We start from the raw sequence: 16,908 nt of genomic DNA on the forward strand, positions 1-16,908 counted from the left end.
TCAGTCCACCTCCGGTCGGAGCGCCCTGATGTAGATGATCGAGAAGACGGCACCGATGATGAGCATGATCACGGCGATCGCCGTGCCGAGCCCGAGTTGCGAGAACTTGAACGCCTCCTGGTACGCGAGCACCGGGAGCGTCGAGCTCGCAGTGCCCGGACCACCGGCGGTCATGATGTAGATGAGTCCGAACACGCTCAGGGTCTGAAGCGTGGTCAGCATGAGGTTCGTCGAGATGCTCCGACGGATCATCGGCAGCGTGATGTACATCAGCCGCTTCACACCGCTGGCGCCGTCGAGCTGGGCCGACTCGGTGATCTCCTCGGGAACCTCCGAGATCGCCGCCGAGTAGACCATCATCGAGAACGCCGTTCCACGCCAGATGTTGGCCAGGATGACCGACACCATCGGCAGCACGAAGAGCCAGTCCGGCCCGGTGATGCCGACACCCGAAAGGATCGCGTTGAGCGTGCCGTTGCCGCTGAAGAACGCGTACGAGCAGAACGCACCGACGACTTCCGGAACCACCCATGCGGTCACGACGAGGGTGCCGACGACGCCGACGAGGATCTTGTTGCCCGACCGCATCAGCATGGCCAGCGCGAGACCGAGCACGTTCTGCCCGATGACCGCGCTGCCGATCACGAAGATGATGGTCAGCCAGATGGACTGCCAGAAGTCGGGATTCTGGAACAGCTGAACGTAGTTCTGGAACCCGACGAACTCGGCGTTCTGCGCCGCGCTCCCGGTGAGCGCCATGTTGGTGAACGAGCCGTAGAACGACTCGATGACGGGCCCGACGAGGAAGATGGCGACCATCACCATCGCGGGGATGAGTGGCAGGGTGCGACCGAACGCACGACGAGCGCGGTGCGGGCGGGAAGGGGTAGCCCCTCCCCGCCCTTGGCGGCCCGTCGCCACAGCGGTCTGTGTGAGCGACGTCATGACCGTGCGCCTACTGCGTTACCACGTTCTTCGTGCCGCCGACGGCTTGCGGCAGCGCTTGGTCATAGACCTTCTGCGCCGCAGCCGGCGACTGCTGACCGGTCATCACCGACTCCATCGCGACCTGGATGTTGTTCGACACCGCGGGGTACGACGACGTCGCCGGACGGAAGTGCGTGATCTTCACCAGGTCGGCGAAGAACGCGTTGGTGGGGTTCGACTTGATGTAGGTCGGGTCGGTGGCGACATCCGTACGAACAGGGATGTTCTGGTTGCTCGTCGCGTAGAAGAGCGAGTTGTCCTTGTTCAGGCCGAGGGCGATGAAGTTCCACGCGGCGGTGGGGTTCTTCGACTTCGAGCCGAGAGCGAGCGTCCATCCACCCGACATGCTGGTCGCACCGGGGTCGGCTGCGTCCTGCGTCGGCATCTTGGCCTGGCCCATCACGGAGTTCCAATTCGTCCACGGCGCGACGCCGGCGCTTCCCCAGTTGCTGGAGACCCATGAGCCGTCGAGGCTGATGCCGAGCTTGTTCTGCGAGAGCAGCGCGGGGGTCTGGTTCGACCAGTTCGGGTCGAGCGCCTGCTGGGCCGACGGCCCGATGCCTCCGCCGTAGACGTCCTTGATGAACTGCAGCGAGTCCTTGAACCCTGTCGAGCCAGAGACCCACTTGCCGTCGCTGTTGGTCAGCTGGTTCTGGGTGCCGTAGAGCAGCATCTCGAAGCCCTGCATCGTGGATCCCTCACCGGTGCCCTTGCCGGAGTACACGTTGAGAGGGATCACACCGGGTTCGGCCGCCTTGATCTTCTTCGCGGCGTCGATGATGTCCTGCCAGTTCTTCGGCTGCCATGGCACCGAGACGCCGGCCTTCTGAAGGACGTCCTTGTTGTACCAGAGCGCCCGGGTGTCGGTGCCCATCGGGATGCCGTAGAGCTTGCCGTCGGCGCCCTCACCGGCCTGACGAGCGTTGGCCGGGAACTGCGACCAGTCGCTCCACTTCTTCACGTAGCTGTCGAGTGGCGCGAGGTAACCGGCCGCTGCGTCCGACTTGATGAGGAAGGTGTCCTCGTAGAGCACGTCGGGCGCGGTCGACGCCGACTTGTTCATCAGGGCGAGCTTCGTGTAGTAGTCGTTCTCCGCCGCCTGGATCGGCACCAGCTTGGCGGTGTAGCCGGGGTACTTCTTGTCGTACTGCGTCGCGATGCGCTGCATGTAGTTCTGCATCTGCTTGCCGCCGTACGATTCGTAGGCGATCGTGATGGTCTTGCTACCACCGCTGCCGCCCGACGAACAGCCCGTCAGCGCGGCGGCGGCCACCACTCCCACCGCGATGGCGGAGATGATCCGTTTCTTCATGATGCTCCTTTGCCTCATGGTGCAAGGTGATGCCGGGCTCTCGCGCGGCATGAACGTCGTTAGTAAATCATCTGCATTTATTACTGTCAACATGTCAGGACAAAGTCATCGAGACCGATGTGAAGCCGTGACCATGAGGCCCTTGACATGACAAGAACTCATGAATTCGGCGGCGGTGCGCGACAGGCGGCAATTCATCAAATGACTTGACTGATTGCGTGGACTCCCCGAGGATGGCCTGCAGCGCACCACCGGCGGAGCCGATATCCGGCCCCGTCATGGATGACGCCCCATCGACGAGAAGGAGACGATGATGTCGGCCGAGAACCGGCTCAGAGTTGCCGTGCTGAGCTTCTGGCACGTGCACGCAGGCGATTACGCGAGAGCGACGACGGAGCATCCGGGGACCGAACTGGTCGCCGTGTGGGATGACGACGAAGCACGTGGACGCGCGGGAGCCGCGCAGTTCGGCGTGGAGTTCGAGCCCGATCTCGACGCACTGCTGGCGCGCGACAACGTGGATGCCGTGACCATCACGACCTCGACGAAGGACCACCGCGCTGTCATGGTGAAGGCCGCTCAGGCCGGCAAGCACATCTTCACCGAGAAGCTGCTCGCCCCGACCGTCGAGGAGGCGGAGGAGATCATCCGCACCTGCGACGAGAACGGCGTGAAGCTGATCGTCTCGCTTCCCCGCCTGTACCACGGCTACACGCAGGCCGTTCGGGAGGTGCTGGCGAATGGCGCGCTCGGCGACGTCAACTACTCGCGCGTGCGCCTCTCCCACGACGGAGCGATCGCTGGCTGGCTGCCCGAGCAGTTCTACGACCTCGACATCACCTACGGTCTCGCCCTGGCAGACCTCGGGTGCCATCCGGTCTACCTCACGCAGCTGTTCCTCGGTGCGCATCCTGCGACCATCGCATCGGCGTACACGTACGTGACGGGCTGCGACGTCGAGGACAACGCCGTTGTCACCGTCACCTACGAGAACGGCGCGATCGGTGTGATCGAGTCCGGCGTCGTCTCGCCCGACCCGTTCGTCATCGAGATCGGCGGCACGAAGGGCTGGCTCAGCTACTCCGAGCACGACGACCACGTGCTGGTCGCCGTCAAGGACGGCGAGATCGAGCGGATCCCCGTGCCCGCCGACCTGCCGTCCGCCTTCGAGCAGTGGGTCGGCCACATCGCGAACGGCACCCGGGCCGACGACAACCTCGACCGCGCCGTGGAGCTCACGAGGCTCGTGGTCGCCGCCAACAGTGCAGCACGCACAGGAACCAGGGAGAACTACTCATGATCAAGGTCGGACTGATCGGCGGCGGAGGCATCGCGAGTGCCCACATCCGCGGCTACCAGGCCCACAGCGACGCGATCCGCATCATCGCGGTCGCCGACGCCTTCGAGGAGACCGCGAAGCGCCGCGCAGAGGAGCTCGGCGCCACCGCATACACCGACTATCGCGACATGATCGCGAACGAAGAGCTCGACGCCGTCGATATCTGCCTGCCGCACCACCTGCACGCAGACGCGATCGTGGCTGCAGCGGATGCCGGGCTCGACGTGCTGTGCGAGAAGCCGCTGTGCCTCACGCCGGACGAGGCGCGCAGGGTCAACGACGCGGTAAGGGCGAACGGCGTCATCCTGATGTGCGCCCACAACCAGCTCTTCATGCCGGCCGTCGCGAAGGCGAAGGAGCTCCTCGACTCCGGTGCGATCGGCACCGTCTACGAGGTGCGCACCACCGACTCGTTCTTCAATGACTTCGACCCCGCGAACATGGGCTGGCGTGCGCACGCCTCCACCTCGGGCGGCGGCGAGCTCATCGACACCGGCTACCACCCGAGCTACCTGATGCTGCACCTCGCAGGGGCCAAGCCCGTCGAGGCGACCGCGATGCTCTCCACGCACCGCCTGACGTTCATGGAGGGCGAGGACAGCGCCCAGGTGCTCATCCGCTTCCACAACGGCGTGGTCGGGCAGCTGGTCACGAGCTGGGCATATGAGCCTGCGACCTCGACCGAGCGGTTCTCAGCGGTCGGCGAGCTCGGGTCGCTCACCAGCGACGGCACGACCGTGAGCTACCGCCTGCGCAGTGGCGAGGAGGAGTCGTTCACGTACGAGCCGGTCGACACCTTCGTGGCCGAGATCGGCTGCTTCGCGGAGTGCCTGACGAACGGCACTCGCCCGCCGCACACCGAGGAGGAGGGCATCCAGGTGCTCGGCATGCTCCTCGCCGCCTACGAGAGCGCCAGCGAGAAGAGCATCGCACCGGTGCTCGACGTCGTCGGCTGACACCGCTCGCCGCGCTAGGCCGCAGTCGGGGCATCCGACTCGGCCAGCGCGGCGAGCCACTCCGGCTCGATCGCCAGCTCGGGGTCGACGACGCCCTCGGCACGCAGGAGCACCTCGGAGAGACGGGGAGCGGATGCCGCACCCGCGAGTCCCTCGACCGACATGGCTGCACAGAGGTTCGCGAACCGCAGCTGTTGCCCGAACGGCATCCCCGCCGCAGTCGCCCGCATGAGCGCGGAGACGAACACGTCGCCGGCGCCCGTGGCGTCGACCGGATGAACGGAGAGGCCGCGGCTGTCGATCACACCCTCGCCGTCGTCGACGAGAAGCGAGCCGTTCCGCCCGCGCGTGACGACGACGGTCGGGACCAGTCGTGCGAGGGCACGCGCCGCTGCCTCGACATCCGGCTCCCGCGCGTACGCGGTGGCCTCCAACTCGTTGAGCACGAGTACGTCGACCGAGGCGAAGTTCTCCAGAACCTCGTGCGACCAGCCGTGCCGCTCGTCGTAGCCGACGCCGGCGAACACCCGCGAGCCGTCAGCACGGGCGACCGCCGCCCACTCGCACGGCTCGGGGCGCAAGCTCACGAAGCACTGCGCGGACCGAGGGATGCCCGAGACGAGCGACTGCACCGGCACGGGGTCGAGCACGCCGTGGCTCACGAAAGCACGGTCGCTGCCGTCGCCGAATGCGGCCGTGATCGGGGTGTCGACGCCGTCGGTCACGACGAGGCCGGAGAGGTCGAGCCCCGGCTCACCACGCAGCCACGACGCGACCAGCTCCCCCGGAGCGTCATCGCCGATCGGGGCGATCAGTCCGGTCGAGAGCCCCAGACGCGCCAGAGCGACAGCATTGTTGGCGATGCCGCCAGGGCAGAGCTCGCGGCGATCCGCCCACGACTCGGTCCCGGCTCGGGCGTCCGCGACGCCCGAGAACACGACGTCGAGAAAGACCGTTCCGACGACGAGAGCGTCGACGCGGTTGTCGGCGTCGACTTCGAGTGCGGACATGGTCCTCCGGGGTTCGGGCTCGCGAGCCCGGCGGCTTCGGTCAGCCGGGCGGTTTCGGCCACTGTAACGAGCGTGATCGCAGTTGACAAGATGTGATCAACCAGTTCTCCATTCTGCACGCTTTCGCTCATCTGAGTCCAAAAAGCTACGGTGGGGCGTACGAGCGGGCTTGTAGATGAGCGAATTCGCGCATATGCTCACCACATGCTTCCACGCCAACGCGACGAGCGCATCGTCGAGCTGCTGAGGCGCGACGGCGGCGCATCGGCCGTCGACCTGGCAGGCGCGCTCTCGGTCAGTGTCGCGACGATCCGCCGCGACCTCGAGCGTCTTGCGGGCGAAGGCAGGCTCTCGCGCGTCCACGGCGGTGCCTTCTATCGCGACGAGACCGAGCAGCCCTTTCCCGAGGTCATGCAGGAGGATGCCGAGGCCAAGGACCTCATCGCCGCTCGTGCCGCCGCGATCGTGGCCGACGGCGACGTGGTCTTCCTCGACATCGGCACCACCACCATGCGCATCGCCCACCACCTGCGCGGACGCGACGTCACGGTCATCACCTCCTCCCTCGCTGTGCTCGACGTTCTCCGCAACGACGACGCTGTCGAGCTCGTGCTGCTCGGGGGGACGCTGCGCCGCAACTACCAGACCCTCGTCGGTCCGCTGACCGAAGAGGCGCTGACCTTGGTGCGCCCGGATCTCGCGTTCGTGTCGTGCACCGGGGTGCGCCCCGACGGCAGCGTCGTCGACGACATCTCGCAGGAGGCCACCATCAAGCGAGCCGTCGTGACCTCGGCCGAGCGCACGGCGCTGGTCGCCGCTGGCACCAAGTTTCCCGGCAAGGGGTCGCTGCGCATCGCCCGCGTCGAGCAGCTCGACTACCTGATCACGTCGGCCGACGCCGACGACGCAACTCTTGCCCTGTGCAGCGGCGCAGGGGGAAAGGTGATCGTGGCATGAAACTCGCACTGCTCGGCGGCGGCGGATTCCGCGTGCCCCTCGTGTTCGGAGCCCTTCTGGATGACCCGTCGAGGCTCATCACGGAGCTGTCGCTGTACGACACTTCGGCCTCTCGCCTGTCGGTGATCACCACGGTGCTCCGCCAGCTCGATCCGGAGTGTGAAGGGCCGGTCATCCATGCCACGACTGATCTCGCCGAGGCCGTGAGCGGGGCGGACTTCGTGTTCTCCGCGGTGCGCGTCGGCGGGCTGAGCGGCAGGGTCGCCGACGAGCGAGCCGCACTCGCCCTGGGTGTGCTGGGCCAGGAGACCACGGGGCCGGGCGGCCTCGCGTACGCTTTGCGTACCGCGCCCGTCGCTCTCGAGATCGCCCGCACTGTGAAGGAGCACGCCCCGAACGCTTTCGTGATCAACTTCACGAACCCGGCGGGCATCGTCACCGAGCTCATGCAGACCGTGCTGGGCAGCAGGGTGATCGGAATCTGCGACACGCCCAGCGGCCTTGGCAAGCGCCTCGGCGCGCTGTACGGCGCCGACGAAACCCAACTCTCCCTCGACTACGTCGGATTGAACCACCTGGGATGGCTGCGCCACGCCTGGTTCCGGGGTCGCGACCTGGTCGCGGAGATCCTGGCCGACGACGATGCCCTCTCGCGCCTCGAGGAGGGCAAGGTCTTCGGTGCCGACTGGCTGCGCGCCATCGGAATGCTGCCCAACGAGTATCTGTACTACTACTACTTCAACCGCGAGGCGGTGCGGTCGATCACCGAGAGCGACGCTACCCGCGGCGAGTTCCTGCTCGCCCAGCAGGCTCGGTTCTATCGAGATGCCGAACAGAACACCGACGCAGCCCTCGCGCTTTGGCAGCAGACGAGGGACCAACGCGAGGCCAGCTACATGGCGGAGTCGCGGGAGAAGGACGAGGAGCGCCCGGATGTCGCAGGCGGCGGCTACGAACGTGTCGCCCTCTCGCTCATGTCGGCGATCGTCGGAGGCGGCCACCGGCCGATGATCCTCAATGTGCGCAATGGGAGCACCCTGCCGTCGCTCCCCGAAGACTCCGTCGTCGAGGTGCCGTGCGTGGTCGACACTGCAGGCGCGCACCCGCTCGCCACCGCCGAGCCGCCCGCCGCGGAGCTCAGCCTCATGATGCGCATGAAAGAGGTCGAGAGGCTGACCATCCGCTCGGTGCTCGAGCAGGACCCCGAGCTCGCATATCGGGCCATCGCACTTCACCCGCTCGTGGACTCCGTCGCCGTTGCGCGCGAGCTGTTCGAGAGTTACCGGGCGAACGCGCAATAGCCCCGCATCAGCGCCCGATCAGGAACGCCTGGGGCCTGGGCGACAGAATGTCGTCGAGCACCAGACATGCCGCGCCGATGGCGGCGACGTCATCTCCGATCGCCGACTCGGTGAACGTGATCGAGTGGGGCAGCGTGTACGACGGCGACCCCATCACCAACGGAGGCACGCGCTCCAGAACGGCGTCGCGCAGCGGGGCGAAGAACGGGCCGCCGAACACGACGTGGTCCATGTCGAGCAGGTTGGCGAGCATGAGCAGCCCTTCGGACAGATCGTCGACGACAGCATCCACGAATTTCTTCGCCCGCGGGTCGCTCGTGTCAGCGATCAGCTCGGCGAAGAGCGGGCCGACCTCAGCGGCCGTCATGGAATCCGGATCGCCCTGGATGATCCCCTCGGCGATCGCGTCAGCGACCATCAGCCGCGGCATCAGCGAGCTCCCCAGACGCCAGCGACGACCCTGCGGCGAGCGCGGGTCTCCGCCGACGACGACGCTGCCGACGTCTCCCGCGTTGTTGGAGAAGCCGCGGATGACCTCCCCTCGCGACACCATGCTCACGCCGATTCCCGTGCCGCAGTAGAAGAACACCATGTCGTTGCGCTCGCCTGCCGTGTCGAGCCAGAGCTCGGCGATCGCGGCAGCCGTGACATCCTTCTCGAGGATCACGGGCAGGTCGAGGGCCTCGGCGAGCTCGTCGCGGATCGGTACGTCGTGCCATCCGGTGAGAAGCGGCGGGTCGAGCACGACGCCGGAGCCCATGTCGATGGGCCCGGGTGCTGCGATGCCGACTCCCATGACCCGCTCGGGGTCGATGCCGCTCTCTCCCACCAGTGACTTGACCCCGCGCACGATGCGGGCGACCGTGCGAGAGGCCTTCGCCGTCGACGTCGTCTGCAGGGTTCGGTGGGAGATCACGGAGCCCGCGAGATCGAGCAGAACGATGGTGATGACCGACGGGTCGAGGTGCACGCCGACCGCCATGCGGCCGCGAGGTTCGAGGCGCAGGATTGTGCGCGGTTTGCCCACCCCGCTGCCGCGTGTTCCCGCCTCGACGACGAGGCCCTCCTGAATGAGGCGTCGCACGATGTTCGTCACGGTCTGCGCGGACAGGCCAGTGCTCTCCGCCACCTCGACGCGGCTGACCCCGTTGGGCGCACGCCGGACGGCGTCGAGAATCACCGCCTGGTTGTAGCCCCCGACGGCAGGAAGATTGCTTCCCGCACGCATGGCCCCCGCCATCCTTTCCGGCACGCCGCACGGCGTGTCTGCTGACACTATCGTCACAACGTCCCCCGGTTGACGACCAGGCGGCGCGCGTTTCCGAACCGACGGAATGTTCACTCGCGGCCCCGCCGGTTCACAGCAGACCGATAGGGTGTGCGAGGCCCGCGACGCGACTCGACGGGCGAATCGAAGGTCCGCCGTTCACCGGTGGGGGGAAAGGGAAACAGTGAAGACCAGCAACAGAATCGCCATGATCGCCGCGGCGGCGGTGCTCGCGGGCACCATGCTCAGCGGCTGCAGCGCTGCGGCGGGGCTCAGCAAGGCCGCCGGATGCCTCGAGCTCGCCAAGGCGGCCAACACTCTGAGCACGACCGCGAACGACGCGATGTCGAGCGCGACCAGCGACCCCGCTGCGGCCGCTGACAAGCTCGCCGGCGGGGCCGACAAGTTCGACGCGACCGTGAAGAAGATCACCGACGCCGACGTGAAGGCAAAGGCCCAGGCCATGTCGGCCGCCTACACGAAGTTCGCCACCGACTTCCAGGCGTACGCGAAGGATCCGTCCGGCTCCGACCCGAGCGCACTGTCGAGCGACGCGACCGCCCTCTCGACCGCGGCGTCGGACGTGAGCTCGGTCTGCAACACCAAGTAGAGCATGGACTCGGCGCTCCCGCGCCGCTTGACGAGCAAGGCCTCGACGGACCAGTTCCGTCGAGGCCTTGCTCGTCATCGGCGTTTCAGCCGTACACGCACGTCGGGTAGGGTCTAACCGAGACAATTTATCTTGACGTCGAGTTATTTTCCGCACAGATTTCCCCTGAAAAGGAGCGCGCAGACCACGATGGCGAAAATCATCTACACCCACACCGACGAGGCGCCGTTGCTGGCGACCTACTCCTTTCTCCCCATCGTCTCCGCCTACGCCGAGAAGGCGGGCATCGAATTCGAGACCAGGGACATCTCCGTGGCCGGACGCATCCTCGCCCAGTTCGACCTGGCGGATGACGCACTGTCCGAGCTCGGCGAGTTGACCGCCTCCCCCGAGGCCAACATCGTCAAGCTGCCGAACATCTCCGCCTCCATTCCGCAGCTCAAGGCGGCGATCAAGGAGCTGCAGGAGAAGGGCTACGACGTTCCCGACTACCCGGACTCCCCCGCGAACGACGACGAGGCAGCCGTCCGCGCCAAGTACTTCAAAGCGATCGGCTCCGTCGTGAACCCCGTGCTGCGCCAGGGCAACTCGGACCGCCGGGCGCCCCAGTCGGTGAAGGCGTACGCGAAGAAGCACCCGCACACCAACAAGCCGTTCGGCGAGGGCTCGAAGACGTCGGTCGCCACGATGGGCGAGCACGACTTCAAGAGCAACGAGAAGTCGGTCACGATCCCCGCCGATGACACCCTCACGATCGTGCTCGAGACCGCCGACCACGAGCAGAACGTGCTGCTGGAGCGGCTGCCCGTGCTCGCAGGCGAGGTCATCGATGCGACCGTGCTGTCGGCATCCCACCTCGACGCGTTCCTCACGAACGCGATGGCCCGCGCACAGGCAGAGGACGTGCTGTTCTCCGTGCACCTCAAGGCGACCATGATGAAGGTCTCCGACCCGATCATCTTCGGTCACGTCGTGCGCGCCTACTTCAAGGACGTGTTCGCGAAGTACGGCGACGACCTCGCTGCCGCCGGTCTGTCGGCGAACGACGGTCTTGGCGCCATCCTCGCCGGACTCGACGCACTGCCGAACGGTGCAGAGATCCGCGAGGCGATCGACATCGCGCTGGCCGCGGGCCCTCGCCTGTCGTACGTCAACTCCGACAAGGGCATCACCAATCTGCACGTGCCGTCCGACGTCATCATCGACGCATCGATGCCCGCGCTCATCCGCAACGGCGGCAAGCTCTGGGACGGCGAAGGGCGTGAGGATGACACCCTCGCCGTCATCCCCGACTCCTCGTACGCCGGCGTGTACGCCACGACCGTCGAGGACGTGAAGAAGAACGGGCCGCTGAACCCGGCAGCGATCGGCTCGGTGTCGAACGTCGGCCTGATGGCGCAGGCGGCGGAGGAGTACGGCTCGCACAACAAGACGTTCGAGATTCCGGTCGCCGGCACGGTGAAGGTGCTGAACAAGGCAGGCGAGGTGCTGTTGCAGCACGAGGTCGAGCCCGGCGACATCTGGCGCGCGTGCCAGACCAAGGACATCCCGATCCGCGACTGGGTCAAGCTGGCCGTGAGCCGCGCCCGGGCCACCGGCTCGCCTGCGGTGTTCTGGCTCGACGAGACCCGCGCCCACGACGCGCAGCTCATCGCGAAGGTGCACGCCTACCTGGCAGACACCGAGCTGGTCGGCGACACCTCTGGCCTCACCATCGAGGTGCTCGCCCCCGAGCTGGCGACCGCGTATTCGCTGGAGCGGATGCGCAGGGGTGAGGACACCATCTCGGTGACCGGCAACGTGCTTCGCGACTACAACACCGACCTGTTCCCCATCCTCGAGCTGGGCACGTCAGCGAAGATGCTCTCTGTCGTGCCGCTCATCGCGGGCGGTGGACTCTTCGAGACCGGCGCCGGCGGATCGGCCCCCAAGCACGTGCAGCAGCTCGTGCAGGAGAACTACCTGCGCTGGGACTCGCTCGGCGAGTTCTTCGCCCTCGTGCCGTCGTTCGAGAAGTACGCCGACTTCGCCGGGGTTCCCGCCGCCAAGGTGCTCGCGGACGCCCTCGACAGGGCGACAGCCACATTCCTCGACGACGACCGCAGCCCTGGCCGCAAGCTCGGCACGATCGACAACCGTGGATCGCACTTCTACCTCGCCCTCTACTGGGCGCAGGAGCTGGCGAAGCAGACGGAGGACGCCGAGCTCGCCGCCACCTTCACGAAGCTGGCCGAGACGCTCACTGCGAACGAGGAGACCATCGTCGCCGAGCTGCTCGCAGTGCAGGGCCGGCCTGTCGACATCGGCGGCTACTACCTGCCGGACCCCGCGAAGGCGAGCGCTGTGATGCGCCCGTCGGCGACCTTCAACGAGGCCCTCGCCGCCCTGTAGCCATAAGGGCCCTCCCGCCCCCGACCCAACCTGACCCCCGACCCCTGACAGCGCCACTTGCGCTCTGCTGCGCCACTTCGGCTGGCGCGGTAGAGCGCAAGTGGCGCTGTTGTCGGTACGGAGGGCTGACGAACATCTGATCGTTCGTCTATGGATCGTGCTCAGACGGTGGACCGCTCGTTCGCGCGCCGGTACTCTGATTCTATGGCTGAGCTCCGACTCGAGGAACTGTCCGCTTCGAACATTTCCGCGGCGAACGCGTTGACGTTGAAGCCGGGCCAAGAGCAGTTCATCACCCCCGTGTCGTACTCGGCTGCGGCAGCGGTGAACGACCCGAACACGACGTGGCAGCGCGTCGTCGTCGACGGCACCGAGGTGGTCGGCTTCATCATGGGCAGCTTCGACCCCGACGCCGACGACGAGTTCCGCTCCATCCTGTGGCGCATCAACGTCGACGCGGATGACCAGGGCCGCGGCGTCGGCAGCTTCGCCGTCGACGGACTCGCCGACGAGGCACGCAAGCGCGGCCTCGACAAGCTCTACGTCATCTGGGAGCTCGGCGAGCTCGGCCCCCAGGAGTTCTTCCTCCGCGCCGGATTCAGCGCCGTCGGCGAGACGCAGTACGGCGAGGTCATCGGCGCGATGGACCTGTAAGACGCACCGATGCCGGGCCCGGCGGAGTCGTTCGTCGACGCTGTTCTCGAGGTGGTGGCCGATATCCCACCCGGGCGCGTCATGACCTATGGCCAGATCGCTGCCGTTCTCGGCTCGCGCGGTGCGCGGGTGGTCGGCCAGGTGATGGCGTTGTACGGGTCGGACGTTCCGTGGTGGCGCGTCATCCGTGCCAGCGGCGAGGCGCCCCTCGGGCACGAGGACCGCGCGCTCGAGCACTACCTCGAGGAGCAGACGCCGCTCGTCGGGATGACTGCGGAACAGGCATCCAGAACGGGAGTCGCCGGGCGGTACCGCGTCGACCTCGTCGCGGCGCGCTGGTCGCCGGAACTGGGCTGACCGTTCCACCGACCGGGCGCAGGTGCCGCCACTCGCGGTTGGCATCGCTAACAACCTCCGAGCTACCCTCAACGTTGTTGTGCCACTGAATACTGGAAACTCCGTCTCGTCCCCCTTGTGATATCGCTGCCATCCGCGGTAGCGTGCACCCGTCCCCTGATTCGGGCCCCAATGGAGGGAGCAGGAACGCTCATGACACATCGCACTTCTGATATGAGGGGACGAACGCGCGGTAGAGCGCTCGTCGCTTCAACGGCGCTCTGCGCCACGATCGCGGCACTCGCGATCGGCTCCGTCACCCCTGCGAATGCGGCGGCGGATGCCCAGAGCATGCCGATCCCGCAGACCCAGTACTCACTGGTCGGTTTCGACTCGCAATCCCCCGCCTACCCGGCTCCGCCCTCGGTCGACGGCACCGCACAGGGCGCGATCGACGGCGACTACACGACGGAGTGGACCTCGGCGTACAGCGGAAGCACCCAGTCGCCGATGCCGCATTACCTGACGATCGACGCAGGCGGCAGCTATCTCATGACGGGGCTCGACTACTCCGTCAAGCGCGGCAACGGCGAGGTCGCCGACTACGCCGTCTACGCGACGAACGACGCGTCGGTGGCCAAGGATGCCGCAAGCTCGGGTTGGGGAGACCCGGTCGCGACGGGCACGTTCCAGGCGCCCACCACCAACACCCAGATCCAGGAGGCGACCTTCACCAAGCCGGTGACCGCGCGCTACGTGAAGTTCGTGGCGCTGAGTGCGATCGGCGGAGGACAGCTCGCATCGGCATCCGAGCTCCGGCTGCTCGCCGAGGGCACGGCCGGCAACCCGCTCTACAGCGTGACCACCGGCTCGCTCGGCACCTCGAAGCTCGTCGACGACACCCCAGAGAGCACCTACATCGATAAGGACGGAACTTTCTACGCCGAGAACTCGCACTCCCTCTACGGAGCAACGCAGGGCAGGGCGTGGCAGTTCAACACCGGCACCACCATCGACACCGCCAAGGCCGACAAGACGCTGAACAACGCGGTGAACCCGGCCGATCCGACCGACTCCAATGCGGACACCACCGCACGCTGCAACAACAGCCCGACCGGCGTCGAGTCGACATACGCCCCGGCAGGCTCGAGCTACTCGCAGCGCAACTTCTGCGACCTGACACAGCTCTGGGTCGACCCTGACACCGGCGACTGGTACGGTGTCGTGCACAACGAGTTCACTCCGCAGCCCTTCGGCGACGGCCTGCACTACGACGCACTCGACTACGCGGTCTCGCACGACCAGGGCAAGACCTGGTCGATCGTGGGTCACGCCATCACCTCGCCGTACAGCACCACGCGAGGCGACACGGGGGCGTTCCCGCAGCAGACCTACTACTACGGCGACGGTGATCCGCGACTCTACGTCGACACGGCATCCGGATACTTCTACGTCTATTACGGCTCCCGTGTGGTGAACAAGAGCGGCAGCTGGGTCGCGTTCTACGAACACGTGGCACGCGCCCCTATCGCGGACAAGATGGCGACCGGCTCATGGCAGAAGTACTACGACGGCACGTGGTCGCAGCCCGGCGTCGGCGGCAAGGAGAGCAACCTGGTGCCGATCAGCGCGACCAACAGCACGGGCTACACGCCGGCTTCGCAGGAGTACAACCCGGCGAACCCCGGTAACGCGACCCAGCAGATCGTCGCCGGCCTGACGCCGAACACGTCGCCGCTGTTCGTGATGGACATCACCTACGACGCCTACCTCGGGCTCTACATCGGTGAGCCGCAGAACCCCAACCAGACAGGCAACGACCCGCAGCAGTACTACGCGAGCAAGAGCCTCAGCGATCCCAAGTGGTTCCTGCTCGGCGACTCGGGTGGCGCCTTCCTGACCGCGTCGTGGTACCGCTGGTTCATGGATTCCGCGACGGCATCCACGACAGCGGTCGTCGGCAAGTCGTTCCGCTCCTACTGCTCGTTCTCCTGCAACGGCGGAGCAAGCGGCCAGTACGCCAACATCACGGTGGACACCAACGCACCGGCATCCCCGGTGACGGCCGGCGGCACCTACCGCATCGGCAACGGCAGCGGACAGGTGCTCTCGCAGGTGCCCGACAACCCGACGACGGTGACGTCAGGGTCGATCGGCAACTCGGTCTGGAGTGCCTGGACGTTCACACCCACCGGTGACGGAGCGTACACGCTCGCCAACGCCGGATCGGGCGAGCTGCTGGGCATCGACTCGTCGACCACGACCAACCGAGCGTGGGGAACGGTGCCGACCGTGTCGGCGGCGACGTCGACGCCTACGGTCGGCCAGCAGTGGTTCGTCGTGCCGAACACCGATGCGACAACGGGCAAGGCGACGGGCGGCTTCCGCCTGGTGAACCGCTACAGCGGTCTCGTGCTCGGCATGTCGGGCAACCGCAAGAGCGGCACCGTGCAGACGACGCCAGGTCGCAGCTGGGATATCGCATCGAGCACCGTCGACACGCTGCCCCTCGCGGCGCAGCAGACGCTGACGCTCACGAAGTCGAACCACTCGGCCTTCGGACACTAGGCTCCGCGCGCGTGTCGGGACCCGTCCGTTGTGGCGGGTCCCGACACGCGTTGGAGCAATGTTAGCGATAGCACATTCGACATCCGCAGGTAGCATCATTGCCGTGAACGCAACACGCCCACCGGGCATGACCGACGTCGCCCGCCTCGCCGGGGTCTCGGCGCAGACCGTCTCGCGCACGCTGAGCGGGCATCCGAACGTGCAGGCGGAGACTCGCGCCAAGGTGATGGCGGCGGTCGAGCAGCTCGGGTACCGGCGCAACAGCGCGGCGAGAGCGCTGTCATCCGGCCGCAGTCGCACCATCGGGGTCGTCACTCTGCAGACGGGGTTCGCTTCGCGCATGGCACTCATCGTCGGGATCGAGGCCGCCGCGACCGAGGCCGGCTACGCGGTCTCGACGGCGACGACCGCATCGCTGGAGGCGTCGGCGATCGAGGCCGCGCTGTCACGGCTGGCCGACCAGGGCGTCGAGGGCATCGTGCTCGCCGTTCCGCTCATCTCCACGAACCACGCCATCGAGGCGCTGACCGAGAGCCTGCCCACGGTTGCGATCGACGGGTCGCGCACGCCGTCGACCGACGTGCTCGCCATCGACCAGCGTGCGCTCGGCAGGCTTGCGACGCGCCATCTGCTCGACCTCGGACACGAGAACGTCTGGCACGTCGCCGGTCCGTCCGCCTGGCTCGAGGCCGCCGCCCGAGCCGAGGGCTGGCGTGAGGAGCTCGCGGACGCCGGCATCACCCCTCCCCCGGAGCTCCAAGGGGACTGGTCACCGGAGTCCGGTCACCGCAATGGGCTCATCCTCGCACGAGTGCCCGACGCGACAGCGGTGTTCGTCGCCAGCGACGAGATGGCGTTCGGAGTCATCCGCGGACTCGTCGAGCAGGGCAGGCGGGTGCCGGAGGACGTCTCGGTGATCGGCGTGGACGACATCCCGCTCGCCGCCTACTGCTCGCCACCGCTGACGACGATCGCCCAGCCGTTCCGCGACGTCGGACGTCTCGCCGTCGAGCACTTGCTGCGCACGATCAGCGACCCCGAGGTCGTCACGACCGACCAGGCGATCGAGCCGGTCCTCGTGGTGCGTGCGAGCACGGCACCCCCGCCTGCGTAGCCGGCCCCGGTCTCGAGCGGAGCCGAGCTGGGTGCTGCGTTATCGCTATCAGCCGGCCGACATCCGTCATCCATGCCGAAAATAGGAGATCCGCGCCGACACGCCG

The 16,908-nt window shown here is 67.0% G+C and carries 14 protein-coding genes; 10 read left to right on the plus strand and 4 right to left on the minus strand.

From position 1 onward, the window contains the following. Positions 1 to 945, minus strand: a complete 945-nt coding sequence (locus ACYVDN_RS09630; protein WP_460570783.1) for a carbohydrate ABC transporter permease — start codon at positions 943 to 945, stop codon at positions 1 to 3. A 10-nt stretch (positions 946 to 955) separates the two neighbouring features. Further along, a complete protein-coding gene (locus tag ACYVDN_RS09635; RefSeq protein WP_460570785.1) occupies positions 956 to 2,299 on the minus strand; it encodes a type 2 periplasmic-binding domain-containing protein in 1,344 nt (447 codons plus the stop codon). A 313-nt stretch (positions 2,300 to 2,612) separates the two neighbouring features. Here ACYVDN_RS09635 and ACYVDN_RS09640 point away from each other — a divergent pair, with 313 nt between their 5' ends. Together ACYVDN_RS09640 and ACYVDN_RS09645 are read left to right on the plus strand one after the other, a co-directional pair. After that, positions 2,613 to 3,599, plus strand: a complete 987-nt coding sequence (locus ACYVDN_RS09640) for a Gfo/Idh/MocA family protein (protein ID WP_460570787.1) — start codon at positions 2,613 to 2,615, stop codon at positions 3,597 to 3,599. Beyond that, positions 3,596 to 4,594 carry a Gfo/Idh/MocA family protein gene (locus ACYVDN_RS09645; RefSeq protein ID WP_460570789.1) on the plus strand — a complete coding sequence of 333 codons (999 nt, stop codon included), beginning with the start codon at positions 3,596 to 3,598 and terminating at the stop codon, positions 4,592 to 4,594. Before ACYVDN_RS09640 ends, ACYVDN_RS09645 begins: the two co-directional genes overlap by 4 nt. A gap of 14 nt (positions 4,595 to 4,608) precedes the next feature. Here the strand turns inward: ACYVDN_RS09645 and ACYVDN_RS09650 are convergent, their stop codons facing one another. Then, positions 4,609 to 5,604 (minus strand): carbohydrate kinase family protein, encoded by a 996-nt coding sequence (locus ACYVDN_RS09650; protein ID WP_460570791.1) that lies wholly within the window; start codon positions 5,602 to 5,604, stop codon positions 4,609 to 4,611. A 204-nt stretch (positions 5,605 to 5,808) separates the two neighbouring features. Between ACYVDN_RS09650 and ACYVDN_RS09655 the strand changes: the two genes are divergently transcribed. After that, on the plus strand, positions 5,809 to 6,561 hold the full coding sequence (locus ACYVDN_RS09655; protein WP_460570793.1) for a DeoR/GlpR family DNA-binding transcription regulator: 753 nt from the start codon (positions 5,809 to 5,811) through the stop codon (positions 6,559 to 6,561). Further along, positions 6,558 to 7,862: a 6-phospho-beta-glucosidase gene (locus ACYVDN_RS09660; protein ID WP_460570795.1), complete on the plus strand. Its 1,305-nt coding sequence runs from the start codon at positions 6,558 to 6,560 to the stop codon at positions 7,860 to 7,862. The genes ACYVDN_RS09655 and ACYVDN_RS09660 overlap by 4 nt, the downstream gene beginning before the upstream one ends. 7 nt (positions 7,863 to 7,869) lie before the next feature. Here the strand turns inward: ACYVDN_RS09660 and ACYVDN_RS09665 are convergent, their stop codons facing one another. Next, complete coding sequence (locus tag ACYVDN_RS09665; protein WP_460570797.1) at positions 7,870 to 9,090, minus strand: ROK family transcriptional regulator; 1,221 nt, start codon at positions 9,088 to 9,090, stop codon at positions 7,870 to 7,872. A 223-nt stretch (positions 9,091 to 9,313) separates the two neighbouring features. Here ACYVDN_RS09665 and ACYVDN_RS09670 point away from each other — a divergent pair, with 223 nt between their 5' ends. The 6 genes from ACYVDN_RS09670 to ACYVDN_RS09695 all read left to right on the plus strand — a co-directional run bounded on the left by ACYVDN_RS09670 (position 9,314) and on the right by ACYVDN_RS09695 (position 16,802). Further along, a complete protein-coding gene (locus tag ACYVDN_RS09670) occupies positions 9,314 to 9,739 on the plus strand; it encodes a hypothetical protein (protein WP_460570799.1) in 426 nt (141 codons plus the stop codon). A gap of 189 nt (positions 9,740 to 9,928) precedes the next feature. After that, a complete protein-coding gene (locus ACYVDN_RS09675) occupies positions 9,929 to 12,130 on the plus strand; it encodes an NADP-dependent isocitrate dehydrogenase (RefSeq protein ID WP_460570801.1) in 2,202 nt (733 codons plus the stop codon). A gap of 204 nt (positions 12,131 to 12,334) precedes the next feature. After that, positions 12,335 to 12,784 (plus strand): GNAT family N-acetyltransferase, encoded by a 450-nt coding sequence (locus tag ACYVDN_RS09680; protein ID WP_460570803.1) that lies wholly within the window; start codon positions 12,335 to 12,337, stop codon positions 12,782 to 12,784. Positions 12,785 to 12,793: 9 nt separating this feature from the next. After that, positions 12,794 to 13,141 carry an MGMT family protein gene (locus ACYVDN_RS09685; protein WP_460570805.1) on the plus strand — a complete coding sequence of 116 codons (348 nt, stop codon included), beginning with the start codon at positions 12,794 to 12,796 and terminating at the stop codon, positions 13,139 to 13,141. Between the two features lie 213 nt (positions 13,142 to 13,354). After that, on the plus strand, positions 13,355 to 15,688 hold the full coding sequence (locus tag ACYVDN_RS09690) for a discoidin domain-containing protein (RefSeq protein WP_460570807.1): 2,334 nt from the start codon (positions 13,355 to 13,357) through the stop codon (positions 15,686 to 15,688). Between the two features lie 103 nt (positions 15,689 to 15,791). Next, positions 15,792 to 16,802: a LacI family DNA-binding transcriptional regulator gene (locus ACYVDN_RS09695; RefSeq protein WP_460570809.1), complete on the plus strand. Its 1,011-nt coding sequence runs from the start codon at positions 15,792 to 15,794 to the stop codon at positions 16,800 to 16,802. Positions 16,803 to 16,908: the final 106 nt, after the last annotated feature.

Source organism: Humibacter soli, from assembly GCF_054779035.1.